Origin of the sequence: Nocardia sp. CY41, assembly GCF_009829325.1 — a bacterium.
Lineage (GTDB): Bacteria > Actinomycetota > Actinomycetes > Mycobacteriales > Mycobacteriaceae > Nocardia.
Map to the genome: position 1 here is coordinate 154,396 of NZ_VUOS01000019.1, position 25,421 is coordinate 179,816.

A 25,421-nucleotide genomic window follows, 5' to 3' on the forward strand; every position below is an offset into this window, starting at 1 on the left:
GCCCTACGCGCCGGCGCCGTTACCGCCTGCTTCGCCGTCGGCGGTCGGCGCGACCAGGGTGCTGCTGGACAAGACGCGCCGCACCTGGATCGCGATCACCACGCGCGTCGGGTTCTCCCGCGGCACGCGATAGCGACCGGCGTACCGCTCGACCGCCTCCGCGACGTCGTCCGGGGCGTCGAGCACGGTCGCCGGGCCCTCCAGGGTGATCCAGCGGATCCCGTCGACCTGGCTGACCGCCGCGTATCCGGAGCGGCGCACGTTGCGCACCTTCACCGACCCGTCGTTGGTGATCACGCGCGCGATCCCGGCCTCTTGGTCCCAGGTGAACCCCACCGCAACGACATGCGGCGTACCGTCCGCCCGCAACGTCGTCAGCGTGGCGAGGTGCCGTTCGGCGACGAACTCCAGGGCGGCGGGGGACAACTCAGCAGTACTCGTCGGCATGCCCCGACCGTAGCCCCCGGCGTCCGTCCGCGCCGCAGCAGCCCGGCCCTGCTACCGAGCACACGCCCGGGTGCGCGATGACAGGCCACGCCCAGGGCAATGAAAGACTTGGGCGCATGGGAACGCGTAGATCGGCCGAGGGCACCGTCCTGCTGCTGGGCGGCCGCAGCGAGATCGGGCTCGAAGTGGCGCGACGGCTGGCGCCGGGGCGAGCCGTGGTTCTGGCGGCCAGGCGCAGCGGCGACTTGGCCGTGCAACGCGTGGAGATCGCGGCGGCGGGTGCGAGCGAGGTGCACACGGTCGAATTCGACGCCGACGACCTGGCGAGTCATCCCGCCTTGCTGGAGAAGGTCGACGCGGAGCACGGGCCGATCGGCATCGCGGTGCTGGCGTTCGGCGTGCTCGGCGATCAGCAGCGTGCCGAGCGGGACCCCGCACACGCGGCGGCGATCCTCCACACCGACTTCGTCGCCCAAGCGAGTGTTCTCACGACGTTGTCGAGCCTGCTGCGCGCGCGAGGCGCGGGACAGATCGTCGTGTTCAGCTCGGTCGCGGGCGTGCGCGTGCGGCGCGCCAACTACGTCTACGGATCGGCGAAAGCGGGACTGGACGGGTTCGCCTCCGGTCTCGCGGATGCCTTGCACGGCACGGGAGTCCGGTTGCTGCTGGTCCGTCCCGGCTTCGTCATCGGCCGGATGACCGAGGGGATGTCTCCGGCGCCGTTCTCCAGCACTCCGGAGCAGGTCGCCGACGCCGTGGTCGAGGGTCTGCGCCGCGGCGCGAGCCGGATCTGGGTGCCCCGCGTACTGCGGCCGGTGTTCTTCGCGATGCGCCTGCTGCCGCAACCGATCTGGCGCCGGATGCCGCGGTGAACGCCACTCCCGTGTCGTGGGCCGGCGCGCCGATCGCTGTGGTCGGAATCGGCGCCGACGGCTGGGACGGCCTCGGTCGCGTCGCACAGGAGGCGATCGGCGACGCCGAGATCCTGTTCGGGTCCCCGCGCCAGCTCGCGCTCGTGCCGCCCACCGTGGCCGCGCGGCGGGTGACGTGGCCGTCGCCGTTGCTGCCCGCGCTGCCCGGGCTGTTCGAACAGCACGGCGGGGCCAGGTTGTGTGTGCTGGCCAGCGGCGATCCGATGTTCTACGGAATCGGCGTCACCCTGGCGCGGCTGCTGGGCCCACAGGCGCTGCGGGTGCTGCCGCAACCGTCTTCCGCATCGCTGGCCTGCGCCCGGCTCGGGTGGTCGCTGGCCGAGACGCCGGTGCTCAGCGTGGTGGGGCGGCCGCTGACGACGGTGCTGCCCGAGCTGGCCGAGCGCAGACGACTGCTGGTGCTCAGCGCCGACGAGCACACGCCACGGGATCTCGCGGACCTGCTGGGGCGCCACGGTTTCGGCGATTCCGAACTGACGGTCCTCGAGCAACTCGGCGGTCGCGCCGAACGGCACCGCGCCGGAATCGCGAAGCAATGGGCGCATCCGCCGGGCGACCCGCTGAACATCGTGGCGATCACCTGCTCGGCCGACCCGGGCGGGCCACGCGCCACGCGCCTGCCCGGCCTGCCCGACGAACTGTTCGGCGGCGACGGCCAGCTCACCAAACACGAGGTCCGCGCGTTGACGCTGGCGGCGCTGGCGCCGGCTCCCGGAGAACTGCTGTGGGACGTGGGCGGCGGTTCGGGCAGTATCGCCATCGAATGGTGCCGGGCGTACCCGACCAACCGGGCCGTCACGTTCGAGCGGCTCGAGCGCAGGCGGCGGCAGATCGCCGACAATGCGGCGGCGCTGGGCGTGCCGCACATCTCGGTGCGTGGCGAGGTTTGCGCCGAACTCGCCGCCGATCCCGGAATCGCCACGCCCGACGCGATTTTCGTCGGTGGAGGCCTGACCCAGGATGGCGTACTCGAGACATGCTGGGCGCAGTTGCGTCAAGGCGGCAGGCTCGTCGCGAACGCGGTGACCGCCGAGTCGGAATCACTGCTGCTCAACTGGTCAAGCGCCCAGGGCGGGATGTTGCGGAAGTTCCAGATCTATCGCGGGGAGCCCCTGGGATCCTTCACCGCGTGGCGTCCGCAGCTTCCGGTGACGCAGTGGTCGGTGGTGAAACCGGCGCCGGCGTTCCCCGCGGAGGGGTGAACATGTTATCGGTCACGCGGTAGGGTCGGGGCCGAGTTCCGATCATGATCGGAAATCCGATTCCTGTTGGGGAGATAGATGAGATACAAGAAGTTCGCCGCTACCGCATTGCTGGCCGTCGCCGCCACCGGAGTCACCGCCGGCACCTCCTACGCCGCTCCTACGCCGCCCGCGGCGCAGGACCAGTCCGCGGCGGCGCCCACCGTCACGGGCGCCGATCAGGGCGTCGGCTACGCGCTGCAGCTCGCCGATGCGGGTAAGTCGGTCGTCACCAGCGTGACCGGGGGCGCGTTCAGCGTCGACGCCGACACTCAGGCGGTCACCCTGAAGAACGCCGCGGGCGAGACCGTCACCACCATTCCGCTCACCGCGACCGCCAAGGGCCAGGAGGTCCGGATCGCCGCGGCCGTCGCCGACGAGGGCAGGCAGCTGACGCTGACGCCGCAGGTCGCCCCGACCGCGAACGCGCCGGTCGCGGCCGAGTTCATCGGCGCGCAGGAATGGTTCTTCGCCGAGTTGCAGCGCGCCTCCCTCGGCGCCCTGGTCGGCGGTCTGATCGGCGCTGCCATCGGCATCGTCTTCTTCGGTGTCGGCATCCTGCCGGGCGCGGTGCTCGGTGCGCTGATCGGTCTTGCCGTCGCGGGCGGGCCGTCGCTGCTGAACGCGGGCATCGCCTACTTCAGCGGCCAGCCCTGAGGATTCTGATTCTGGGCGGCACCCGGGAAGCGCGGGAGCTGGCCCACATCGCCTCCGGCGAGCGGGGATTCGAGATCGTGTCCTCGCTCGCCGGTCGCGTGCGTGCGCCCTTGCTGCCCGAAGGCACGGTCCGCATCGGCGGCTTCGGCGGGTCGGAGGGGCTGCGGGCGTGGCTGGCGGCCAACGACGTGGCCGCGATCGTCGACGCCACCCATCCGTTCGCGGCAGCCATCAGCGCGAACGCTGCTGCGGCCGCTCGTATTTCGGCTGTCCCCCTGGTGCACCTGCGGCGACCCGGGTGGGTGGAGCGAACGGGGGACCGCTGGGTCCGAGTCCCTGATCTCCCTATCGCCGCAGCGGAAACGACCGCCCTCGGCGAGCGAGTTTTCCTGACCATCGGTAGACAAGGCGTCGACGCGTTCGCCGGACTCGACCGGCAATGGTTCTTGATCCGGTCCATCGACCCGCCGGAAGGCCCCCTGCCGCCACGACTCGAATTGCTGCTCGCGCGTGGTCCTTTCGCCCTCGAGGACGAAGCTCGACTGCTCGCCGGGCATCGGATCGATGTGCTCGTCACGAAGGACAGCGGCGGCGATCAGACCGAAGCCAAACTGGCCGCGGCCCGCGCGGCGGGAATCCCGGTCGTCGTCGTGGACCGTCCGCCGTTGCCCGCGGGCGCACCGATCGTGGAATCACCCGAGCAGGCGCTGAACTGGTTGCGCGGCATGAGGAATCGGCACGGCTGAGCCATGGGCGCGGTCAGTCGCCGAGAAGTTCCGGCAGCTGGTCGAACCACTCCAGCACCGCCCGCTCGTAGCGGATTCCGAAATCCAAGGTAGCGCGGGCGAACGTGGGCATTTCCCGCGGATCTTCGGCGAGATACCGGGTGAGCCGCGCCTGATGGATCTCCCGGTTGGCCGCGATGATGCCGTCGAGCCGATCGCGATCGAGATGCTTGCCGAAGGAGAGCGTGAGCAGCAACGGCACCCGGATGGTCTCCCCGCCGGGATCGCGGGCGACCCATTCCAGGAACGCTTCCCGCCCCGCGTCGGTGATGTGATACGGCGTGCGCTCCCTGGCTCCGGTCTCGCCCTTCTCGACGAGTCCCGCCGCGTCCATCGTGGCGAGTTCCCGGTAGACCTGGCTCTGCGTGATCGTCCAGAAGTCGCCGATGCGATCCTGGGCCTCGGTCACCAGATCCCACCCCGACATCGGGCCTTCGTGCAGAAATCCGAGCAACGACGCCGCCGTCGAGTTCAGTGGCTTGCGCTTGGTCGCGGTGTTGGTCAACGACTGCTCCCTTCGCTCTCAACATTCCATAGTGGAATGTTACCGGAACGGGGCGGTTCAGGCGTCGCCGGTCAGCTTGTCGAGCCGGGCGAGCACCTGCGCCATTCCCTGCTCCAGCCGTGCCTGTCCCTGTTCGAGCTGTGCCTGGCCGCGGGCCAGCGCGGCCTGGCCTTCTTCGAGACGGACCTGTCCTTGTTCGAGCACGGTGACTCTGCGGTTGAGTTCGCCCACATTCTCGCGCAGGTCCCCGACGTCGCGGCGGAGCTCGCCGATGGTGTCGCCGGCGTTCTCCGCACGCCGGTCGAGCCGGCCGATGCCGTCGAGCGCCTTCCTGGTCAGCGCCGCCAGTTCGTTGAGGACCTCGCCCTGCTCGTCGAGTGCCTGTTCGCTCGCGGTGGCCCTGGCCTCCAGGGCTCGGGCGCGCAGCGTCAGCTCCGACAGTGTCGCGGCCAAGGTCCCTCCGATCTCCGGTGCGTCAGGCGATCTTACGCGCCGTCGGCGGTGGCGTCGCCCGCGCGACCGTAGCGGCGGGAGGTGAAGACGCGAGTACCCGCGCCGGTCTCGAGCGCGGTGGTGGTGGACGCGCCGATGATCAGCAGGGTGCGCATGTCCACCTCGCCGGGGTCGAGATCGCCGAGCGGCACCACCCGCACCGACTCGTTCGGCCCGCCGACGTCGCGCCCGACGACGACGGGCGTGTCCGGCTTGCGATGCTCCAGCAGCAGGTCACGCATCGCGCCGACCTGCCAGGTGCGTTGCGAGGAGGCCGGGTTGTAGACCGCGATCGCCATGTCGGCCGCCGCGACGGCGGAAAGGCGCTGCGCCACCACCTCCCACGGCTTGAGCCGGTCGGAGAGCGAGATCATCGCGTAGTCGTGCCCGAGCGGTGCGCCCACCCGGCTGGCCACCGCGTTGGCGGCGGTGAGGCCGGGCAGCACCCGCACCGGCACCCCGCGCCACTGCGGGTCGGCGGATTCCTCCAGCACCGCCGCCGCCATCGCGAAGACACCGGGATCGCCCGAGGAGACGACCGCGACGCGCGCACCCCGTTTGGCCAGATCCAAGGCCATGGCCGCGCGCTCGGACTCGACGCGGTTGTCGCTGGCATGGCGACGCTGGCCACGGCGTTCGGGCACCCGATTCAGATAGGTGGTGTACCCGACCAGATCGGTGGCGTCCGCCAGTGCCGCGCGCACCTCGTCGGTGGTCCATTCCGGTGCGCCGGGACCCAGTCCCACCACCACGACCTCGCCGACGCGCTCGACCGCCCCCGCGTGGCTCGCGCGCAGCTCCGGCTCCGCATCGAGGCGGGGCAGCGGCGTGGTGGGCTCGGGGCCGGGCACGAGCGTGATGGCGAAGTACGGCACCTCCGCGTCGTCCACCGCGCCGGCATGCAATACGCGCTGCTCGGTGGTACTCGCGCGCTCGACATAGTAGGCGCCCGCGAGGCGACCGGAATCCGAAAGCGCCTGACGCACAACGGGATAGGTGCGTCCCAGCTTCATGATCGCGGCCGCGTCGGTGGTGCGCAGCCGCCGGGTGAGCTCGTCGACCGGCATGGTGCCCGGCAGCACGGTCAGCACCTGCTCCCCTTCGACCAGCGGCGTGCCAAGGGCCGCCGAGGCCGCGCTCACGGAGGTGATACCGGGGATGATCTCGGCGTCGAACCGGTCGGCCAGCCGCCGATGCATGTGCATGTACGAGCTGTAGAACAGCGGGTCGCCCGCGGCGAGCAGCGCGACCGAGCGGCCCGCGGCGAGGTGGCCGGCCAGCCGTTCGGCGGCCTGTTCGTAGAACTCATCGATCGCGCCTTGGTAGCCACCGGGGTGATCGGTGGTCTCGGTGGTCACCGGGTAGACGAGATGCTCCTCCACCTGACCGGGGCGCATATACGGCGCGGCGATGCGGCGGGAGATGCTGCGGCCGTGGCGCGCGCTGTGGAACGCGACGACGTCGGCCGCGCCGATCACCTTGGCCGCTTTGACCGTCACCAATTCGGGATCGCCCGGTCCCAGCCCGACCCCCCACAGTTTGCCCGGAATGCTCATTCCTCTTCGCTCGCAATCGCGTTCAACGCCGACGCGGTGATGGCGCTGCCGCCGCGCCTGCCGCGCACCGTGAGGTATTCGACGCCGCCGAAATCGATCAGCGCGTCCTTCGATTCGGCCGCGCCCACGAATCCCACCGGGATGCCGAGCACGGCGGCGGGCCGAGGTGCTCCCGCGTCGAGGAGGTCGAGCAGATGGAACAGCGCCGTCGGCGCGTTGCCGATCGCGACGACCGCGCCGTCGAGCCGGTCGCGCCACAGGTCGAGCGCGGCGGCGGAGCGGGTCGTGCCCTTGGCCGCGGCCAATTCCGGCACCCGAGGATCGGCGAGGGTGCACACGACCGCGTTGTCCGCGGGCAGCCGTTTCCGGGTGACGCCCGAGGCGACCATGGTCGCGTCGCAGAGGATCGGAGCGCCCGCGCGCAGCGCCCCTCGCGCCGCGGCGACGACGCCGGGGGAGAAGGCGATGTCCGCGGCGAGATCCACCTGACCGCAGCCGTGGATCATCCGCACCACGACCTGCGCCACGTCCGGCGGGAAGCCGCTCAGATCGGCCTCGGCGCGGATGGTCGCGAACGAGCGACGGTAGATCTCGGCCCCGTCGGTCAGGTAGCTGGCACGTACGTCGGACATGCGGTCAACCATATGGGTGCGGGTCCGGGCAGAGCGGTCCGGGTCGGGCGGCGCGCATCGCGGGCCGGGCCGCGCGGATCAGGTGCGTGGACGCTCGAGAATCCGGGACATGACGATGGCGCTGCGGGTGCGCCCGACGCGCGCGTTCTCCCGGATCCGCTCCACGGTCACCTCGATCTCGGCCATGTCGGTGGCCATCACGTGCACCAGCGCGTCGGCCTCGCCCGCGATCGTCCACACGCCGACCACTTGCGGGATGGGTTCGAGGCTCCGCTTGAGTTCGGCCGGGGAGATGTTGTCGCGGTAATACACCTCGACGTACGCCTCCGTCTTCCAGCCCAGCGCCGCGGGATTGACCAGCGCGGTGAAGCCGGTGATCTGCTTGGCCGCGACCAGCCGGTCGACCCGCCTTTTCACGGCGGGCGCGGACAATCCCACCGCGCCGCCGATTTCCTGGAAAGAAGCGCGCGCATTCTTCAGCAGTTGCTCGAGAATGCGCCTGTCGAGGTCGTCCACGTCACACCTTCCGCGCTCCTGCGCAACGATCTGCCGATTTCAGCGTGCTTTTTGCAATGAACCACCGTTTCTCACGCAATGCTAGGCGACTTACTGTCGTGGCAGCCAAGTTCGCGCTCACGCCAGGGAGTTCCGTTGACGTCTGTAGCCACCCTCCCCGTCGAATCCGCCGTCCGCCGCTGGTCGCCGCGCCGGTTCGTGATGTGCCGTCCCGATCACTTCGACGTCACGTACGCCATCAATCCCTGGATGAATCCCGCCGAGCCGGTCGACCGCTCGCTGGCCCTCGCGCAATGGGAGACGCTGCGCGCCACCTACGCCGAACACGGGCACACAGTGGAGGTGGTGCCCGGCGTCGCGGGTCTGCCCGACATGGTGTTCGCCGCGAACGGCGGGCTGATCGTCGGTGACCGCGCCATGTCGGCCCGGTTCACGCACGCCGAGCGCGCCGCGGAAGGCCCGGCCTACCACGCCTGGTTCGCCCGTTACGGAGTGGCCGATCTGGTGGCCGCCGCGGAATGCAATGAGGGCGAAGGCGACTTCCTCCTGGTCGGCGACCGGCTTCTGGCCGGAACCGGGTTCCGTAGTTCGCGCGCCGCGCATGAAGAGGTGTCGCGCCACTTCGGTCTGCCCGTGGTGTCACTGGAGCTGGTCGATCCGCGCTTCTATCACCTCGACACCGTGCTGCTCCCGCTGGACGCCGAGACCATCGCCTACTACCCGCCCGCGTTCGGTCCGGCGGCGCGCGCGGCGCTCGCCCAGCTCTATCCCGACGCGATCGTGGCCACCGACGCCGACGCGGCGGTGCTCGGGTTGAACGGCGTCTGCGACGGCTACCACGTCTTCCTCAGCAGCGCGGCCACCGACTTGAGCGACGCGTTGCGCGCCCGTGGCTATCACCCGGTCGGCATCGAGATGTCCGAGTTGCTCAAGGCCGGGGGCTCGGTCAAATGCTGCACCCTCGAGATCCACGGCGGGACGGCGCGCGACGGTCAGTCGACGCGGTAGCCCTCGTCCGTCGCGACGACGTCGGTGACCTCGCCGCGAGGACGGCCACAGCGGCGATCACATCCGGACCAGTGCTGACGCCCGGCCACCGCGACGTCCGTCGCGGGCAGCGGCTGCGGAACGTCCACCGGATCGGCCGGCCCCGGCAGCACCCGCCCGCTGTCGACGGCGTCGGCGGCATCGGCCCGGACGTCGGTGTGCGACTTCGCGCAACCTGGCTGCCCGGCGCACGCGCTGACCAGCAGCCACGGCGAGTCGGCGTCGAAGATCAAGCCCATCGGAGCGAGCACGCGCACCACTTGTTCGGCGACCCACTCCGCCAGGTCGGTGAGCACCAGGCTGCGCCACGGCGTGACGAAGACCGGTCGCTCGACCGCGGCGAGGAACTCGGCAGTGCGGGCGGGCAGGGAGCCGAGGCGTACACCGGCGCCGAGGCCGACCAATCCGTTGTCCTGCTCGAGCCAGCCGATCGGAATGCTCGGCGTGGGGTCGAATTCGAGCCTTTCGGCGCTGGGAGACAAGCCGAGGCGATCGATGACGCGTTCGGCGCCGTCGGGGATCTCGTGCAACCGCCAGCGGCCGGCGTCGTCACCGCGCAGGGCAAGGAATTCGTGCGCGGCCGCGAGTACGACGTCGACCGCGTCGGCGGCGGCGAGCCGCAGACCGCTGTCTCGGCCCGCAAGCAGGAGCGCGAACTCGTCCCCGCCGACCGCGTGCACCCCGATATCGGGACCCAGCCCGCTGACGTCGCCGCGTCCGTCGTCGAGAGTGAACAGCACACGGCCGGGCAGACCGGCCAGCCGCGGCGCCGCCAGCAGACCGCTGTCCAGCGGGGAAACCAGCGGGTGCACGTCGGCCAGGCCGCCGATCCGGCCCGACAGCGGCGAGGCGATGATGTTGCGTACCCGTTCGTGCGTGGTGCTCGGCAGCAGGCCGGCGGCGGCGAGCCGGTCGGTCAGCGCCCCGGCGTCGCTCACCCGGCGCAACTGGACGTTGCCCCGGGAGGTGAGCTCGATGGTGCCGTCCGCCAGGTCTCGGGCAGCCTCGGCCAGGGTCTGCACCTGCGCCGGCTCCAGGCGACCGCCGGGCACGCGGATTCGGGCCAGCGGTCCGTCGGCCGCCTCGTGCAACCGCAGCACACCCGGGCAGGAATCAGGAGCACGTCGCGTCATAACGATTCCAGCCTACGGACGTGCGGGCCGTGCGCGGCGAACGGCCGGTCACTCCCCGATCGAACCCACCCAATCGATGACGGCGGCTCGATATTCAGCGGTATTGCGGGCGAGATTGACCGAATGCCCGCTGCCGGGCAGCACGTAGGTGCGCAGTCGCGCCGCCGGGCCGAAGAACGGAGCCTCGGCGGCGCGCAGTGTCTCGGCGTCCGCGCAGACCGAGTATCCCGGGCCGCAGGAGAGCCGGTCCCGGCTGCCGTTGACGACCATGACCGGGACATCGATGAAGTTGGTCATCGGCGGAAGGGTCGACGTCAGGCCATCCGGATACTCCGTCGGCGAGAAGACTTCCTTGGTCGCTTCGTCCACCGCGAGCACTTCGGGGTCGGCCGTCTCGGGTGCGAAGAAACTGGCGGCACGGGTATCGGGCCGCGTCGTCAGATACCCGGGATCGTAGTCACGACCGGCGAATCGGGCGTCCTCGGCGGCTTGGTGGTAGGTCGAGATGACGCCGAAAACTTCGGACACGTTGAGGGCGTGCGAGAACCCGGTCAGCAGGATGCCGTCGACATCCTGGTACGTGGTCGCCTCCAGGACATCGATGCCCGAGCTCAGTGAATGGCCGCCCGTGACGACCTTGCCGAACGGGGGCGCGCCCGCCAGCCCCCGGCGCAGGGCCTGGACGATGTCGTGCAGGGCGCGGGCGGAGACCGTCGCGGTGACCTGCGTACTCGGCGGTCGGGTGCTCGCACCGTTGCCCAGCCGATCGATCACCAGCGTGGCCACGCCCGCGGCGTTCATGGCGCGCCGGAAGCTGTAGGTCTCCGGGGCGTATGGGAAATCCCAGTAGGTGTGGTTGTAGTTGGAACCCGCGATCAGCACCATGACGGTGTCGGTGGCGTGCGCCGCGGGAGTGCACAAGGAACCGGCCATCTCCCCGAGCGGGACGGAAATGGAAACCGGTGTACAGCGGCCCGGCGCCGTGTCGTCGGCGTGAGCCGGATTCGGTGTCAGGCAGAGAAGTATCGCCGCCGCGGACGCGACGATCGACCGTAGCGAGGTTCGCACGCGACGCAGGCTATGCGCGAACATCTGGGCGCGCAATACGTATCGCCGATGAAGGCATCGGATTGCCGACCGGCGCGACGGCAAAGGATTCCGATTCGATGACCGTCAATCTTTCACCGGTGGAACACATGTGGTGCGACCTCCGGGGCCTTCACATCGACCGCTCCGGCGACGACCTCGAAGGAGCGGGCGTCCAGAGTGGTGCAGCCCAACTCGGCGAGGCAGGCGAACCGGTACTCGCTGTCGGCTTTCCGCATCGCGTTGTCGAGGTCTTCGCGCGTGTCGTAGATCGTGATCGAGAAGACGGTGTCGTCCTGCGGATCGACGAAGAAGAAGATCTGCCGGGCGCCGTGGTGGCCATGGCGTGCGGGACGATCTCGTGCTGAGAAACGGCACCGTCGTCGCCATCGTCTCGGGGTCGATGAGGCAGGCGGCCTTCATCATGCGGGCGTAGAGCTTTTTCATGGCCGAATGCCTCCCGACCGGGGCCGACCGCGCGTTCGATTATCCGGCGAACGCCGATACCGCGCACAATGTCCCTTGGCTATCGCATAGTCGATGCCGCACGCGTGCACCCGGCCGCACCCGATGTCGCTTCGGGAGAGCGGATGCCCGGGACGACGCGGTCGACGAGGAGCGCGGGAACGTGGGTGCGACAAGACCAGGGGCGGATACGCGAGCGGTGCATTTCGTCGGAAGTTTTCCGGCCGAGAGCACGGATGTCGCGATGCGCGCCATGTTGGACAGCGCGGGGGCGCGACTGCGCACCTTGCCGACCGGGGAGACCCGGCGCTACGAGTTCTACATCCAGCCGATCATCGAAGATCTGGTCGCGCAAGGCGTCCTGGCGGTGAAGAAGCCCGGAACGTGGCGCTCGAGCCGGGAGCGGGCGATCCATCGGGTCGCGCGCGGCGTCGAACTGCCCGCCGACACGATGGATCTCGGCTACCTCGGCGAGGCCGAGGAGGCGTTGCCGATCTTCCGCGAGCTGCGCGCGAAACGCGAATTATCCGAGCTCGCACTTCAGATCGGCATGCCGACCGACTTCACGCTGACCTTCATCGCCATGGGAGCCGCCGGTCTGCGGCGGCATCGCCCGGCCTTCCGTGAGGCCACCGTCCGTGACATCGCGGCGATTCGCGAACTGGCCGGTGACGACGTCGTCGTGCAGCTCGAGGCCACTGCGGAACTGGTGCTCATGGCCAGGGCGCAGCCGTTGCACCGGCTGGTCGATCGGGCGCTGGGACTCGGCGAGGGAATCGCCGCGCTGGCCGCGGCCGCGCCCGAGGGTACTCGTTTCGGAGTGCACCTGTGCCTGGGCAGTTTGCGCAACAAAGCCCGGGGCAGGTTGCGTGATGCCCGGCCGCTGGTAGACCTGGCCAATTCCGTCGCCCGGCAGTGGCCCAAGGGACGCGTTCTGCAATTCGTGCACGGCCCGTTCGCGGCGGGCGATGTACCGCCCTCGGCGGAGTCCGAATTCTATGCCCCCCTGGCTGATCTCGCTTTGGGGGATGGCACCGATTTCTATGCCGGGTTGGTGCACGACGTCCCCACCGAGGCGCAGCAGGCGGAGACGTTGCGGGTTATCGAGAACGCGCTGGGTCGCCCGGTCGACGGAGTCGCCTGCGCCTGCGGCCTCGGGCGTCGTTCTCGCCCGGTGGCGGATGAACTCATGGCGCGAGCCCGGGCGCTCGCAGCCGGCGACTGAGTCCGCGATTGCGCGATTTTTCCCATCCTGGTCAAGAGTGCGCGGGGAGGTACGGTGTCCGGCATGGAGCGAGCACCCCGCGGCGTCGATCCGAACCTGCCGAATTCCGCTCGGGTATACGACTACTTGCTTGGCGGCAAGGACAACTACGAGGTTGACCGGGCGGTCGCGCATCGGATGCTGGCGATCGCCCCGGATACCCGTACGTTGGCGTGGTTCAGCCGCCAGTTCCTCGTGCGTGCGGTCCAGTCGGCGGCGGAGGCGGGGGTCCGGCAGTTCATCGACCTCGGCGCGGGTATCCCGACCTCGCCGAACGTGCACGAAGTCGCGCGCAAGACCGATCCCTCGGCGCGAGTGGTCTACGTCGATTTCGACCCGGTCGTCTACGCGCACTGCAATGCGCTGCTGGCGAATTCGGAGGGCGTGACGGCGCTGCAAGGAGACGTTCGCCGTCCGGAAGAGATCATCGATCGGCTGCGGAGCGAGGGCCTGATCGACTTCGGTGAACCGGTGGCGATCACGCTTGTCGGGGTGCTGCACTTCGTGATGGACGACGAACGCCCGGCCGAGATCGTCGCTCGGCTGCGCGAAGCCATGGCGCCGGGAAGCTATCTGGCGTTCACGCACGGCGGCGACAACAGCAATTCCGAATTCATCACCCGGTCGTCGTCGGACACCGCCAATTCCTCGGCTCAGGTGGTCTATCGCTCTCCGTCCGTGGTCGAGTCGTTCTTCGAAGGCTTCGAGATGCTCGATCCCGGTGTGGTTCCGCTGCAACAGTGGCTCGGCGACGATCTGCCGGACACCGGTTTGGTGCTGTTGGGCGGGGTGGTCCGCAAACCTTCGGACGTGTCCGCCGACTAAGGTCGGCGTATGTCCGAAATCTCCGCGCTCGCAGACCGCCTCGCCATCGTCGAGGTGATCACCAAAATGTTCGTGTACACCGATCAGAAGCGGTGGGAAGAATTGTCGGCCGAGGTCTTCACGCCGACGGTGGATTTCGACGGCGGATTCGGCGGGTCGGTCGGGGAACGCGCCGCGACCGACATCATCGCCGATTGGCGCTCCGGTCTCGCCGACCTCGACGGGGTGCACCACCAGTCGGGCAACCATCTCATCGATCTGGACGGCGACGCGGCGCGCGTGCACGCGGACGCCATCGCGGTGCACGTCAAGAACGCCGCGACCGAAGGCAAAACCCGGACCTTCGTCGGCAGCTACTCCCTCGGCGTCGAACGCACGATGGACGGGTGGCGGGTCAACCGGTTCCACTACCACCTCAAAGTGATCGACGGGAACGCGGATCTGGTCTAGGTACGGACCGCTCGCGTGCCAGGGGCGCGGCTTGTGGGTCCATCCGCTCGGTGGTCTCCAGCGCCGCGGCCGGCGAGTCGCCGACCGGTTCGCGGATCTGAGCGGGGAGCCGCGGCAGGGCGGGCGCGATGCGATGGGTGTATCCGGCGGCCAGGATGCTGCCCGCGATGGCGCGAGGCGGTCACGACCATGTCGAAGGTCGCCCGCACCACGCTGTGCCGGCATTGCGACGACGCCATGCAACTGCGCGCCGCCACGCTCGAGCGCCTGCTTCCTCCGGTCGTCGAGGCGGCTCCCGGCGGTCCGCTGCGGCAGCGGCTGATCGATCTGCTCGGCAGGCAGGCCGCGGTCGTCAACGAGGCCCCGCTGCAGGTATCCACATCGGTCTGGCCGGCGACCGGCGAGCGCGGGGAACCGGGCGCGGAACCGGCGTTCACGTCGCTGCGCCGTCGGCTCGTCGAGCAGTACCGCCGGCCGTTCGACCAGCTGTTCGGAGATCCGGACGTGCGCGTGCAGCTCGGCGATCCGGACGTGACGTTCGCGCTGACCCAGCTCGTCGGCCCGATCGTCGTCGCCAGGTTGGTCGGCCTACCGCCGGTCACACCTGTCGGGTGCGCCCGGCTGGTCGACGATTTCCTGGCCGCACGGGCGAGCGACCGCGACCGCCGCGCGGCCGAGCGCGCCGGACGCGTGGACGAGGCTGATCCGAACGACAGGTAGGCTCGGCGTGCTCGGCGGACGACGAGGAAACCGGTGGAAGTCCGGTGCGGTCGCGCCACTGTAGAAAGCCAGACCCTCCCCGGCGAGCAGCGAACCCCCCGATGGGCGCGTCACCCGAGGAAGGCTGCCACCCGTGATTGTGCTGTTGTCCACGTCCGACACCGATCTGCTCAGTGCCCGCGCCAGCGGCGCCGACTACCGTTGGGGGAATCCGGCTCGCCTGCTGGTCGACGACCTCCCCGGCCTGCTCGACGGCGCCGATCTGGTGATCGTCCGTATCCTCGGCGGCAAACGGGCCTGGGAGGACGGGCTGGAGACACTGCGCGCCAGCGGCATTCCGCTCGTCGCGCTCGGCGGCGAGATCGCGCCCGATGCCGAGCTGATGGAATGCTCCACCGTCCCGGGCGGTGTCGCGGCCGACGCGCACAACTACCTTGCCGCTGGTGGCCCCGAGAACCTGCGCCAGCTGCACAATTTCCTGTCCGACACCGTGCTGCTGACCGGCCACGGCTTCGAGCCGCCGGTCCAGTTGCCCAGCTGGGGCGAACTGGACCGGGTCGCCGCCGAGCCGGCCGACGGGCCGACCGTCGCGGTGATCTACTACCGTGCGCAGCATCTGGCGGGCAACACCGCCTACGTCGACGCGCTGTGCACCGCGATCGAGCAGGCGGGCGCGCGGGCGTTGCCGCTGTACTGCGCGTCGCTGCGTACCGCCGAACCCGAATTGCTCGCCACCCTGCGCCGGGCCGACGCGCTGGTGGTGACGGTGCTGGCCGCGGGCGGCACCAAGCCCGCCACCGCGTCGGCGGGCGGCGAGGACGAGGCTTGGGATGTCGGCGCGCTAGCCGACCTGGACGTGCCCATCCTGCAAGGGCTGTGCCTGACCACCGGCCGGGCCCAATGGGAGGCCAACGACGACGGGCTGTCGCCCCTGGACGTCGCCACCCAGGTGGCGGTGCCGGAATTCGACGGCCGAATCATCACGGTCCCGTTCTCGTTCAAGGAGTTCGACGCCGACGGCCTGTCCACGTACGTCCCCGATCCCGAGCGCGCCGCACGCGTCGCGGGCATCGCGACGCGCTACGCGCGGCTGCGTCACATCCCCGCCGCGCGCAAGCGCATCGCGGTCATGCTGTCGGCCTACCCGACCAAGCACGCCCGCATCGGCAACGCCGTCGGCCTGGACACCCCGGCCAGCGCCATCCGCCTGCTCACCGAAATGCGTTCCGCGGGTTACGACCTCGGCGATCCCGGCGAGATCCCCGGCCTGGACGAGCGGGACGGCGACGCCCTCGTCCACGCGTTGATCGCGGCCGGCGGCCAGGACCCCGACTGGCTCACCGCCGAGCAGCTCGAGGGCAACCCGATCCGCATCGGCGCGGCCACCTACACGGCCTGGTTCGACACCCTGCCCGAGGACCTGCGGGACGCCGTCGTGGCAGCGTGGGGACCGCCGCCGGGGGAACTGTACGTCGACCGCTCGGCCGACCCGGACGGCGAGATCGTCATCGCCGCCATGCGTTTCGGCAATGTCGTGCTCATGGTGCAGCCGCCGCGCGGTTTCGGCGAGAACCCCGTCGCGATCTACCACGACCCCGATCTGCCTCCCAGCCACCACTACCTGGCCGCCTACCGGTGGCTCAGCGCGCCCGAAGGCTTCGCGGCCGACGCGATGGTGCATCTGGGCAAGCACGGGAACCTGGAGTGGCTGCCGGGCAAGACGCTGGGCATGTCGGCCTCCTGCGGCACCGACGCGGCCCTCGGCGACCTGCCGCTGATCTACCCGTTCCTGGTGAACGACCCCGGTGAGGGCACGCAGGCCAAGCGGCGCGCGCACGCCACCTTGGTGGATCACCTGATCCCGCCGATGGCCCGCGCCGAAAGCTACGGCGACATCGCCCGTCTGGAGCAACTGCTCGACGAGCACGCCAACATCTCCGCGCTGGATCCCGCCAAGCTGCCCGCCATCCGCCAGCAGATCTGGACGCTGATGCGCGCGGCGAAGATGGATCACGACCTCGGCCTCACCGAGCGTCCGGACGAGGACTCCTTCGACGACATGCTGCTGCACGTCGACGGCTGGCTGTGCGAGATCAAGGACGTGCAGATCCGCGACGGCCTGCACGTGCTCGGACAAGCCCCGGCCGGGGAGAGCGAACTGGACCTGGTGCTGGCCATGCTCCGCGCGCGCCAGTTGTGGGGCGGGGAGCGCACCGTGCCCGGTCTACGGGAAGCCCTCGGTCTCGACGAGTCGGGTGGGGAGGCGCGCGAGCGCGTGGACGCCGCGGAGGAGCGGGCCCGGGCTCTGGTCGGCGCATTGCAGGCGGCGGACTGGTCGCCGGACGCGGTCGACGGCCTGACCGACGACCCGGATGTCCGCCGCGTGCTGCGGTTCGCGGCGACCGAGGTCGTGCCGCGCCTGCGGCAGACCGGTGTGGAGATCGAGCGGGTGCTGCACGCGCTCGACGGCGGGTTCATCCCGGCCGGCCCGAGCGGTTCGCCGTTGCGCGGCCTGATCAACGTGCTGCCCACCGGACGCAATTTCTACTCGGTCGACCCGAAGGCGGTCCCGTCCCGGTTGGCCTGGGAAACGGGGCAGGCCATGGCGGAATCCCTGCTCGAGCGCTATCGCGCCGACCACGGCGAATACCCGCGGTCGGTGGGCCTGTCGATCTGGGGCACCTCCGCCATGCGTACCTCGGGCGACGACATCGCCGAAGTCCTGGCGCTGCTGGGCGTCCGGCCCGTCTGGGACGAGGCGAGCCGCCGGGTCAGCGCGCTCGAGGTGATCTCGACCGCGGAGCTGGGCCGCCCCCGCATCGATGTCACGGTGCGCATCAGCGGCTTCTTCCGGGACGCCTTCCCACACGTGCTCGCCTTGCTCGACGACGCGGTCCGCCTGGTCGCCGACCTGGACGAGCCCGGCGAGAGGAACTACGTGCGGGCGCACGCCGAGGCCGATCTCGCCGAGCACGGCGACCGGCGGCGCGCCACCACCCGCATCTTCGGCTCCAAGCCCGGTACCTACGGGGCGGGTCTGCTGCAGCTGATCGATGCGAAGAGCTGGCGCACCGACGACGACCTCGCCGAGGTGTACACCACCTGGGGCGGCTACGCCTACGGCCGCGACCTCGACGGCGCGCCCGCCGCCGAGGACATGCGCGGCGCGTACCGCCGGATCGCGGTGGCGGCCAAGAACACCGACACCCGCGAACACGACATCGCCGACTCCGACGACTATTTCCAGTTCCACGGCGGCATGGTCGCCACGGTGCGCGCGCTGACGGGCAAGAATCCCGAGGCCTACATCGGCGACAGCACCCGCCCGGACGCGGTGCGCACCCGGACGCTGTCCGAGGAGACGGCGCGGGTGTTCCGGGCCCGTGTGGTCAATCCCCGGTGGCTCGAGGCCATGCGCAGGCACGGCTACAAGGGCGCGTTCGAAATGGCGGCGACCGTCGACTACTTGTTCGGCTACGACGCCACCACCAACGTGGTGGCCGACTGGATGTACGAAAAGCTGACGGAGAGCTACGTTTTCGACGAGGTGAACCGGAAGTTCATGGAGCAGTCCAATCCGTGGGCGCTGCACGGCATCGCCGAGCGGCTGCTCGAGGCGGCCGAGCGGAAACTATGGGAACACCCCGAATCCGACACGCTCGATCGGCTGCGGCAGGTCTACCTGGAGACCGAAGGGGAGTTGGAGTAACGGACACCATCCTCCCGTCTTAGCTGAAAGGTTGCCGAAAACCCTGGCTTGCAAGACATTTCGGGCATTCCCCAGTGTCGTAAATGATGATGCACTACGTCTATAATCGCTAGTGTTTCACGGCTGTACCCAGGTAACGACAGATCGAATCTGCTGAGGATGGGAAGGCTCATGAAGTTCAGAGAATTGGTTGCGACCACGCTGCTGACCATCGCCGCCACCGGCGTGACCGCGGCGACCGCGTACGGGCAACCCGAGATCTACGACCCCGTGGTGCGCGGATACGACAGCGGTGTCGCCTACACCGCGTCCGTCGCGCCGGACCGCACGAGCGCCGCGGTGACGCTCGCCGACGGGACGTTCGCCCGCACGCCGGAGGGGGTCGCGGTGGTGGCGGCCGACGGGTCGGTCGTGACCACGGTGCCGACGACCATGGTGTCGATGTTCGGTCAGCAGGTCGAAGTGGCGCCCGAGATCGATGCGGCCGGGACGACGTTGACGTTGACTCCGGTCGGAGCCGCCATCCCGGAACCGGGCGCGCCGCAGTTCGTCGGTGACGCCGGGAGCACGCTGGGCGGGGTCGCGATCGGGTGCGCCATCGGGGCGCTGGTCGGTCTGGTCTTCTTCATCGTCGGGGTCTTCCCCGGCTGCGTGGTAGGCGGCCTCATCGGCGCCGCCGCGGGCGCCAGCCGGTAGTGCGGGACTGATTCGCAGTCGTCGGCATCGGCCGCGCTCGGCGTCGAGCGCGGCCGTTCGCTTGCCACGGGGGATGCGATCCGCCGCTATCCTCGTCCGGACGCCCGCTGGAAACGTGCGGCGGTGGCCGCCAAGTGCTCGGCCAGCGCGGGGGAGTCCAAGATCTCGAATTCGACATCGGCGAGGCCGAGATACAGCGTCAGCAACTGAGGTGAGTCCGAACCCACCTGCGCGACACAGTGTTCCGGACCGTCCGGTGCCACCTCCACCGCCGCGGGCAGCCGGGCCCGGATCACCTCGGCGGGGGCGGCCATGCGAACCCGGGCGCGGTAGCGCCAGGTGGCAGCGCCCACGCCGCGCTGTACTCGCTCGGCGATCTCCTCCTCGGACACGATGCGAGGGGTGAACCGCGGCCCGTTCGGAATCTTCGGCGTGATCCGGTCGAGGCGGAAGGTGCGCCAGTCGCCGCGTCCCACATCCCAGGCGACCAGATACCAGCGGCCCGACCAGTGCACCATCCGGTGCGGCTCGGCATCCCGGCTGGATCGGGTACCGTCGTGGCTTTCGTAGTCGAAACGCAATCGTTCGCTCGCCCGGATCGCGCCCGCCACCGCGGTGAGCACCGCCGCGTCCACGGTCGACTGTCCGCCGCCGGGCACGTGCACAGTGGCCGCGGTCAGCGACTCGAACCGGTGCCGTAATCGCGACGGCAGCACCTGCTGCAGTTTCGCCAGTGCTCGCACCGATGTCTCCGCGATGCCGGTGACCGCGCCGTTGGCGGCGGTGACCAGTCCGACCGCCACCGCGACGGCCTCGTCGTCGTCCAGCAGCAACGGCGGCATCGCCGACCCTGCCCCGAGCCGGTAGCCCCCCGCGACGCCGGGCGTGGCGTGCACGGGGTATCCGAGCGTTCGCAACCGCTCGACATCGGTGCGGATGGTCCGAGTGGACACGCCGAGCCGTTCGGCCAGCGCGGACCCGGTCCAGTCGCCCCGGAGCTGTAACAGCGACAGCAGCCGCAACAGGCGTGCGGAGGTTTCCAGCATCGGTCGATCATGACAGGTATCGCGGAAGGGTTTCTTCCGCGAAGTCCGTCAGCCCGCCTGTGTCATGCACGGCTCCACGGTGAAATCGAGCCCGAAGTTGTTCAAGGTGACCGGCAGCGGAGCGTCGGGGTTCGGCCGCGGGGTGGACCGCAGCCGGAAGTCGGCGGAGGTCAACAGGTGCGCGAGCAGCGTGCTGGTGACGAACAGCACCAGGTTGCGGCCGGGGCAGTCGGCGGGACCCGCGCTGAACGGCACGAGCTGGGGATACTGCTCCGCGCGGCCGTCGAGCCAGATCTCCGGGACGAACTGGTCGGCGAACGGCAGCAGCTCGGCGTCGCGGTGGAACGAGGGCACCGCGATCATGAGGGCGGCCCCCGCCGCGATGGTGAAGCGCTCCTCGCCGTCGCGCCACTGGGTGTCGGCGGTGATGTCGCGCAGCAACATGGGCGTGGTCGGCCACAGCCGCACCGATTCGAGCACGCAGGCGCGCAGATAGCCGCGCAGATCGACGCGGTCAGGATCGACGGCGTCGGCGAGTGCGCGGGCATGGTGCTCGGGATGGGTGCTCAGCACCGCCAGTGCCCGGCTCAGCGCGATGCCCGCGGCATCGAAGGCGAACAGCCAGTGCGGTATCTGCCCGACCGGATCGGTGGCCCCGCCCGCAGGCACCGCGGCCAGCGCCCCGGCGAGGCTGTCCGGGGGAGCGGACTCCACGTGCCGGTACAGCCGATTGGTGAACTGATCGCGCTGCCTGCGGTGCGCGGGCGCCAGAAACGACCAATTGCCCGCCGAGCGCAGCCGGGACAATTCGTCGGTGAGCACGGTGTCGTCGCGCCCCCTCTCGCCCAGGACGATCCGCCGTACCAGCCGCCACCATCGGATGGTGAACTGCCGCGCGTCAAGGTGACCGCGGTGCAGGGCCGCCACGATCAGCTCGCGCGCCTCCTCCGCGATGGCCTCGGCGAACGGCCCGGCCAGGCGATGCAGCGGCTCGGCCGAATCCAGCGCGGCCTCGTTCACGGCCCGGCGCTGGTCACGGATCGGGCCCTCGGACAGCAGGACGCCGTGGGGCTGGAACTGGCGCAGTGCGGCGCGCTTCTCGCGATTGGCCGGGTGGAACGGTGTCGGCGCGTCGGCCAGCACCCGCCCGACGTCGTGCGGATCGAGGACTACCACGATCCGGCGCCCCGGCACCACGAGCTCGACCGGGCCCGCGCCGAACTCCCGTCGCAACTGCCGCACGCGCTCGATCGCCCGGGAATCAGCCCCGGTGCGTTCCAGCAAGCCGAGCACCGGCCGACGCCGGGCGATGACGCCCGAGGCGACCGAGGCGAATCCGAGATCCGCCAACGCCGCCACCGCGGGCACTCCCACCAGTCGGTGTTCGCGGTTTTCTGCCATACGGCCTCCTCCCGGTGCGCTCAGGTCGACACGATGCCGACGACCGGGCACATACCCGGCGACGCCGGGGTCGAAACCGCGGCGGGGTCCGGGCGGCACCGAGATGGCGCCGGGGAGGCTCAGCTGGGGGTCTGGGTCTCGTCCACCGCGAGCGCGTCCTCGACCGAGTCGAACACCGTGAGCAACCGGTCCAGGGCGGTCACCTCGATCGGCCTGCGCGCCGCGTCGCTGGGGACGACGCGCAGGCCGCCCGAGCCGGTGGCCTCCGAAGCCGCCAACAGCACGCTGAGACCGGCGGAGCCGAGGAACCCGACGTTCGACATGTCCACCACGACCGCGGCCGGCCCGTCGCGCAGGGCCTCGTCGAGCGCCGATTGCAAGCGTGGCGCGGACGCCATGTCGATCTCGCCGTGCACGGTGACCACCACCGTGTCCTCCGCCGACCGCACCTCGACCTCCAGCGCTCGGGGCGCGCTTTCGGAACTCACAATCCACCTCCCGTGCCGGCGACGCGTCCTCGGCAGTACGTCACGTCGACCTCTCCGGTTCGCTCCTCTTACGCACGCAGGGCACGGCGCAGAGCGCGAGCATTCCGCGGTCAACTTACCCCATCGCGGCTCGAGGCAATCACACTGCTGCGTCGTCCCCCTCCGACCGAGCGGTATCGCGGGATCGGAGGTTGCCGTCGCACCGGCCCGGAAGTCGCCGTTCGACGGAGTCGCTGCGCGAGAGGTGTGATCTGCCGGACCGCGATCTGTACCAAGTCATTACGCCGGCGCAGTCGAGGAGCCTCGGCGTCTCGTCACCACGACGGCAGCCCCTACGCCGTCCCCGCGACAGCGAACGCCGCCGCCGTGGTTCGGAGTTCCGCTGGGGAGTGTCCGAACTCACGACGGCGGCGATGAATTCGAGCGGCGGCGCCGCGTTCGTCTGGGTAGCTATTCCGGCCAAGTGCCGGTGAGCGATTCGTAGCCCGTCGCGCCCGCGCGATCGATCGCGGCCTTGACCAAGCCGAAGACGGCGCCCTGCAGCGCCGCGGCGAACAGCACCTCGCGCCAGGAATGATCCCGCGCGGTAGAGGTTGGGGCCTGCTTCTCGCCCGTGATCTGCCGCCACACCTTGGTGAACACGGCGTTCGCCGCGAGGCCGCCGAGCACGCTGATCGCCAGGCCGAGCGGTTTGTAGAGGGTCTTCATCGCCGCCTCCGTACGATCTGCCACACCAGCGCCGCGAGTACGCCCGCGCCGATCGCGGCCGGGATCGGATACGCGCGCAGCGCCCCACCGGCCTGCCTGCCGCGTTCGGCGACCGGCTCCGGTGTCGCCGCCGCCACGCGGTGGGCGAGATCCGCGGCGCCGGTGCGGGCCTGCTGGGCCTTGTCCGCGACCGCGAGCGCCGCCTCCGACGCCGCGTGCTGCGTCGCCTCGACGGCGTCGTGTGCCTTCTCCTTGCTCCGCGCGGGCACATCGAGCTTGTGGCCGAGCTCTTCGACCGTCCTGCCGAGCTCCGCTCGGGCCTGGTCGCGGTCGCGCCGCAGGGCCTCGACGTCGTCGGTGGGCTGCCCGGCCCCGGGTCGGCTGTCAGTCATCCCCGCCTCCTGTCCTTGATCATCTCGATGTCCTCGCGCACGCCCTCGACCGCCTCCTGCGGTATCGGCGGATTCGCGTGCTCCACGCTCTTCTTCCCGGACAGTCCGAGGATCGCCGCGACCACCAGCAGCGCGCCCGCGACGATGAGCGCGGCCGCCCAGCCCGGTAGCACCTCGGTGAGACCGAGTACCGCCGCCGCGACCAACGCGGCCCCACCGTAGAACGCCAGGAGCGCCGCGACGCCGGCCAGGCCCGCGCCGAGGCCGAACCGTTTTCCCTTCTCGCGCATCTCGACCCGGGCGAGCTGCAGCTCGTCCCGGATGAGCCGGGACACCTGGGCCGTGGCGTCCTCGACAAGTTCGGTGACCGATCGCGCGTTCGCGGGCGGGCGAATCTGTGTCGTCTCGGTCATGAGACCTCCTTCGGCATGTCACACCTCCTGCACGGCGACTACCCGCGCGCCCGGATTCCAATCGGGGCGCCGGGGTGGGCCGGGCGCGGCGTGGTGCCCGGTGCGCGCGGACGGCGGACGCGCGGCGAGGATCCCGGTCATCCTTCGAAAGGCTTGTCGCGCAGACGAAGTGGCCGCGGTCAGGTGAGGTAGGGGCCGATGTGCGGAATGGCCTCGACCGGATGCCGTGCCTGCACGCCCTTGCCGACGGCCTCGAAGTGCCAGCCCCCGTCGCCGCGCCGCACTCGGCCGAGCACCAAGCCGGGGTAGGCGCCGCCGGTCAGCTCGTGGCGGGCGAGCTGGGTGCCCGCCACGGTGTCGACCACGCGGCAGTAGGCGTTCGCGATCCGCTCGAAAGTCTGGCCGGTGTAGCAGGTGACGAGGAAGAGCACCGTCGTGACGTGCGCGGCGAGGCGGGACAGATCGACGCTCACGATCTCGTCGTCGCCCGCGCCTTCCCCGGTCAGGCTGTCGCCGTGCAGACGGACCGAACCGTCCGCCGAGCTGAGCTGCTCGTGGTAGACGACGTCGACGAGCCGGTCCGCGGCGAAGAGCAGGGCCGCGATGTTCAGGTCGATCTCCGCGCGCCGGCCGAACAAGCGCGAGCGAGAGGCCGGGTCCCAGCCGAGGGCCACGGTGACATGCTCGAGCGGCGCGCCGCGCTCGTCGCGTAGCTCGGTCGGCATCGGTGTCCTCCTGTGCGTCGGGACGCGGACCCGGCACGGCCGGTCCCGCCGTGGTGCGTAGCAGGCCTCCGGGTGAACACCGGAATGATTCCGGCGGACGAAAAGAGTACCGGTATTCGCGCCCGATCCGGCGAGAATCCAATCCGTGCGGCCGTTCGCCGCGAAGTCAGGGCATGCGGGTTGGCACAGGGCAGGTGCGCCGAGACCGCGGCGCGGGTCCCACCTCGCGCGGTCGGTCGCCTGCGGAGTCCCCGGTCCGTTCGCCCGTCGTGATGGCGGCGAACGCGCGACCGGTGGACGAAACGCCTCCGGCGCTGCGTGCCGGGGCCGAGGGTGGCCGGCCATGACCGGCACCGAGCCGTGCCGCGCGGACCTGCTGGACTTGGCCTACCCCTACGCGATGGACGCGGTGGCGGAGATCGAACGCAGGCACATCGATCACCGGCTCGCGACGGCCGATTCCGGGACCGCCGCGGCGTTCGCGGCCGCGGTGCACGGGGTCCGTGAGACGCTGGCGGCACTGAGCGCGACCGCCGCGGTGAACCCGCCGCCCACTCTGGAGGCGAAGATTCTGCGGGCGATCGACGACTCCGGCCCGGATCCGCGCCACCGCGGCGGTGACCTGCGCCGGCTGTCCGGTCGTCGCCGGTCGATCCGGCTGGTGCTGGCCGCCGCGGTGGCCATCGGAGCCGGTGTGGGCGCCGTGGTGGTGGCCGACCGGATCGCGGGGTCGCACGTCGAGCCGGTCGCGGGCGATCAGATCCTGCGGCAACCGGACGCGCGGTCCCGGTCGATCGAGCTGCCTGTGGGCGGCACCCTGACGGTGAGCACATCGGACCGGCTCGGGGCAGTCACGGTCGGCTTCGACGCGGTACCCCCGCCACCGCCCGGACGGTCCTACCAGCTCTGGGTGGTGTCCGCCACGGGCGCGGCGCGCTCGGCGGGCGTGCTGACCACGATGCCGCCGCTGGGCGTGACGACCGAGTTCGCCCCGGCGGACGTCTTGGCCCTCACGATCGAGCCCGCGCCGGGTTCGCCGCGTCCGACCTCGGCGCGCCTGGCTGTCGTCCCGCTCGGCTGATCGGGCCGA

Annotated in this window: 29 protein-coding genes; 13 read left to right on the top strand and 16 right to left on the bottom strand. The window is 70.5% G+C overall.

All coding sequences use genetic code 11. The features are described from left to right. Window positions 1-3: 3 nt before the first annotated feature. Window positions 4-447 (bottom strand): PPOX class F420-dependent oxidoreductase, encoded by a 444-nt coding sequence (locus tag GVY64_RS21440; RefSeq protein ID WP_159844174.1) that lies wholly within the window; start codon window positions 445-447, stop codon window positions 4-6. Between the two features lie 116 nt (window positions 448-563). Here GVY64_RS21440 and GVY64_RS21445 point away from each other — a divergent pair, with 116 nt between their 5' ends. The 4 genes from GVY64_RS21445 (at window position 564) to GVY64_RS21455 (ending at window position 4,023) form a co-directional block, all read left to right on the top strand. After that, a complete protein-coding gene (locus tag GVY64_RS21445; protein WP_159844176.1) occupies window positions 564-1,319 on the top strand; it encodes an SDR family NAD(P)-dependent oxidoreductase in 756 nt (251 codons plus the stop codon). Continuing rightward, on the top strand, window positions 1,298-2,581 hold the full coding sequence (gene cbiE, locus GVY64_RS21450) for a precorrin-6y C5,15-methyltransferase (decarboxylating) subunit CbiE (protein ID WP_159844363.1): 1,284 nt from the start codon (window positions 1,298-1,300) through the stop codon (window positions 2,579-2,581). The genes GVY64_RS21445 and cbiE overlap by 22 nt, the downstream gene beginning before the upstream one ends. 78 nt (window positions 2,582-2,659) lie before the next feature. After that, entirely contained in the window at window positions 2,660-3,277 is a 618-nt protein-coding gene (locus GVY64_RS37985; RefSeq protein WP_236567038.1) for a hypothetical protein, read from the top strand. A gap of 2 nt (window positions 3,278-3,279) precedes the next feature. Continuing rightward, complete coding sequence (locus GVY64_RS21455) at window positions 3,280-4,023, top strand: cobalt-precorrin-6A reductase (protein ID WP_236567046.1); 744 nt, start codon at window positions 3,280-3,282, stop codon at window positions 4,021-4,023. Between the two features lie 13 nt (window positions 4,024-4,036). On the opposite strand, the gene GVY64_RS21460 is transcribed toward GVY64_RS21455, so the two are convergent. From GVY64_RS21460 to GVY64_RS21480, 5 genes are all read right to left on the bottom strand, one after another. Then, window positions 4,037-4,567, bottom strand: coding sequence for a PadR family transcriptional regulator (locus GVY64_RS21460; RefSeq protein WP_159844180.1), 531 nt, complete (start codon window positions 4,565-4,567; stop codon window positions 4,037-4,039). A 57-nt stretch (window positions 4,568-4,624) separates the two neighbouring features. After that, window positions 4,625-5,020, bottom strand: coding sequence for a hypothetical protein (locus GVY64_RS21465; protein WP_159844182.1), 396 nt, complete (start codon window positions 5,018-5,020; stop codon window positions 4,625-4,627). 32 nt (window positions 5,021-5,052) lie between these two features. Further along, window positions 5,053-6,615: a precorrin-3B C(17)-methyltransferase gene (cobJ, locus tag GVY64_RS21470; protein WP_159844184.1), complete on the bottom strand. Its 1,563-nt coding sequence runs from the start codon at window positions 6,613-6,615 to the stop codon at window positions 5,053-5,055. After that, entirely contained in the window at window positions 6,612-7,247 is a 636-nt protein-coding gene (locus GVY64_RS21475; RefSeq protein WP_159844186.1) for a precorrin-8X methylmutase, read from the bottom strand. The genes cobJ and GVY64_RS21475 overlap by 4 nt, the downstream gene beginning before the upstream one ends. A gap of 78 nt (window positions 7,248-7,325) precedes the next feature. Further along, window positions 7,326-7,763, bottom strand: coding sequence for an Lrp/AsnC family transcriptional regulator (locus GVY64_RS21480; protein WP_159844188.1), 438 nt, complete (start codon window positions 7,761-7,763; stop codon window positions 7,326-7,328). A gap of 135 nt (window positions 7,764-7,898) precedes the next feature. Here GVY64_RS21480 and ddaH point away from each other — a divergent pair, with 135 nt between their 5' ends. Continuing rightward, entirely contained in the window at window positions 7,899-8,771 is an 873-nt protein-coding gene (gene ddaH / locus GVY64_RS21485) for a dimethylargininase (RefSeq protein ID WP_236567039.1), read from the top strand. On the opposite strand, the gene cobG is transcribed toward ddaH, so the two are convergent. Continuing rightward, on the bottom strand, window positions 8,756-9,949 hold the full coding sequence (gene cobG / locus GVY64_RS21490; protein WP_442939612.1) for a precorrin-3B synthase: 1,194 nt from the start codon (window positions 9,947-9,949) through the stop codon (window positions 8,756-8,758). The genes ddaH and cobG overlap by 16 nt on opposite strands. A 42-nt stretch (window positions 9,950-9,991) precedes the next feature. Next, window positions 9,992-11,011 carry an alpha/beta hydrolase gene (locus GVY64_RS21495; protein ID WP_236567040.1) on the bottom strand — a complete coding sequence of 340 codons (1,020 nt, stop codon included), beginning with the start codon at window positions 11,009-11,011 and terminating at the stop codon, window positions 9,992-9,994. 62 nt (window positions 11,012-11,073) lie between these two features. Here GVY64_RS21495 and GVY64_RS21500 point away from each other — a divergent pair, with 62 nt between their 5' ends. From GVY64_RS21500 to GVY64_RS21530, 7 genes are all read left to right on the top strand, one after another. Continuing rightward, entirely contained in the window at window positions 11,074-11,397 is a 324-nt protein-coding gene (locus GVY64_RS21500; RefSeq protein ID WP_159844194.1) for a hypothetical protein, read from the top strand. A 341-nt stretch (window positions 11,398-11,738) separates the two neighbouring features. Further along, window positions 11,739-12,719 (top strand): hypothetical protein, encoded by a 981-nt coding sequence (locus tag GVY64_RS21505; protein WP_159844196.1) that lies wholly within the window; start codon window positions 11,739-11,741, stop codon window positions 12,717-12,719. A 63-nt stretch (window positions 12,720-12,782) separates the two neighbouring features. Next, complete coding sequence (locus tag GVY64_RS21510) at window positions 12,783-13,583, top strand: SAM-dependent methyltransferase (RefSeq protein WP_159844198.1); 801 nt, start codon at window positions 12,783-12,785, stop codon at window positions 13,581-13,583. Between the two features lie 9 nt (window positions 13,584-13,592). After that, a complete protein-coding gene (locus GVY64_RS21515) occupies window positions 13,593-14,033 on the top strand; it encodes a nuclear transport factor 2 family protein (protein ID WP_159844200.1) in 441 nt (146 codons plus the stop codon). 189 nt (window positions 14,034-14,222) lie between these two features. Beyond that, window positions 14,223-14,753 carry a TetR/AcrR family transcriptional regulator gene (locus tag GVY64_RS21520; RefSeq protein ID WP_159844202.1) on the top strand — a complete coding sequence of 177 codons (531 nt, stop codon included), beginning with the start codon at window positions 14,223-14,225 and terminating at the stop codon, window positions 14,751-14,753. Between the two features lie 133 nt (window positions 14,754-14,886). Continuing rightward, window positions 14,887-18,462: a cobaltochelatase subunit CobN gene (gene cobN / locus GVY64_RS21525; RefSeq protein ID WP_159844204.1), complete on the top strand. Its 3,576-nt coding sequence runs from the start codon at window positions 14,887-14,889 to the stop codon at window positions 18,460-18,462. 171 nt (window positions 18,463-18,633) lie between these two features. Next, on the top strand, window positions 18,634-19,158 hold the full coding sequence (locus GVY64_RS21530; RefSeq protein ID WP_159844206.1) for a hypothetical protein: 525 nt from the start codon (window positions 18,634-18,636) through the stop codon (window positions 19,156-19,158). A gap of 86 nt (window positions 19,159-19,244) precedes the next feature. Here GVY64_RS21530 and GVY64_RS21535 read toward each other — a convergent pair whose 3' ends face one another. The 8 genes from GVY64_RS21535 to GVY64_RS21565 all read right to left on the bottom strand — a co-directional run bounded on the left by GVY64_RS21535 (window position 19,245) and on the right by GVY64_RS21565 (window position 24,331). Further along, window positions 19,245-20,204 carry a helix-turn-helix transcriptional regulator gene (locus GVY64_RS21535; protein ID WP_159844208.1) on the bottom strand — a complete coding sequence of 320 codons (960 nt, stop codon included), beginning with the start codon at window positions 20,202-20,204 and terminating at the stop codon, window positions 19,245-19,247. A gap of 48 nt (window positions 20,205-20,252) precedes the next feature. Further along, the gene (locus GVY64_RS21540; RefSeq protein WP_159844210.1) at window positions 20,253-21,605 is read right to left on the bottom strand and encodes a cytochrome P450; all 1,353 of its coding nucleotides are present in this window, start codon (window positions 21,603-21,605) and stop codon (window positions 20,253-20,255) included. A gap of 119 nt (window positions 21,606-21,724) precedes the next feature. After that, window positions 21,725-22,093 carry an STAS domain-containing protein gene (locus tag GVY64_RS21545; RefSeq protein WP_159844212.1) on the bottom strand — a complete coding sequence of 123 codons (369 nt, stop codon included), beginning with the start codon at window positions 22,091-22,093 and terminating at the stop codon, window positions 21,725-21,727. A gap of 450 nt (window positions 22,094-22,543) precedes the next feature. Then, a complete protein-coding gene (locus GVY64_RS21550; RefSeq protein ID WP_159844214.1) occupies window positions 22,544-22,801 on the bottom strand; it encodes a DUF4235 domain-containing protein in 258 nt (85 codons plus the stop codon). Further along, complete coding sequence (locus GVY64_RS21555; protein WP_159844216.1) at window positions 22,798-23,193, bottom strand: DUF3618 domain-containing protein; 396 nt, start codon at window positions 23,191-23,193, stop codon at window positions 22,798-22,800. Before GVY64_RS21555 ends, GVY64_RS21550 begins: the two co-directional genes overlap by 4 nt. Continuing rightward, window positions 23,190-23,606, bottom strand: a complete 417-nt coding sequence (locus GVY64_RS21560; protein WP_159844218.1) for a phage holin family protein — start codon at window positions 23,604-23,606, stop codon at window positions 23,190-23,192. Before GVY64_RS21560 ends, GVY64_RS21555 begins: the two co-directional genes overlap by 4 nt. Window positions 23,607-23,624: 18 nt before the next feature. Beyond that, window positions 23,625-23,747, bottom strand: a complete 123-nt coding sequence (locus GVY64_RS38750) for a hypothetical protein (RefSeq protein WP_268895659.1) — start codon at window positions 23,745-23,747, stop codon at window positions 23,625-23,627. Window positions 23,748-23,785: 38 nt separating this feature from the next. Next, complete coding sequence (locus GVY64_RS21565) at window positions 23,786-24,331, bottom strand: TerD family protein (RefSeq protein ID WP_159844220.1); 546 nt, start codon at window positions 24,329-24,331, stop codon at window positions 23,786-23,788. Window positions 24,332-24,674: 343 nt separating this feature from the next. Here GVY64_RS21565 and GVY64_RS21570 point away from each other — a divergent pair, with 343 nt between their 5' ends. Then, a complete protein-coding gene (locus tag GVY64_RS21570; protein WP_159844224.1) occupies window positions 24,675-25,412 on the top strand; it encodes an anti-sigma factor in 738 nt (245 codons plus the stop codon). The last annotated feature ends 9 nt before the right edge of the window (window positions 25,413-25,421 follow it).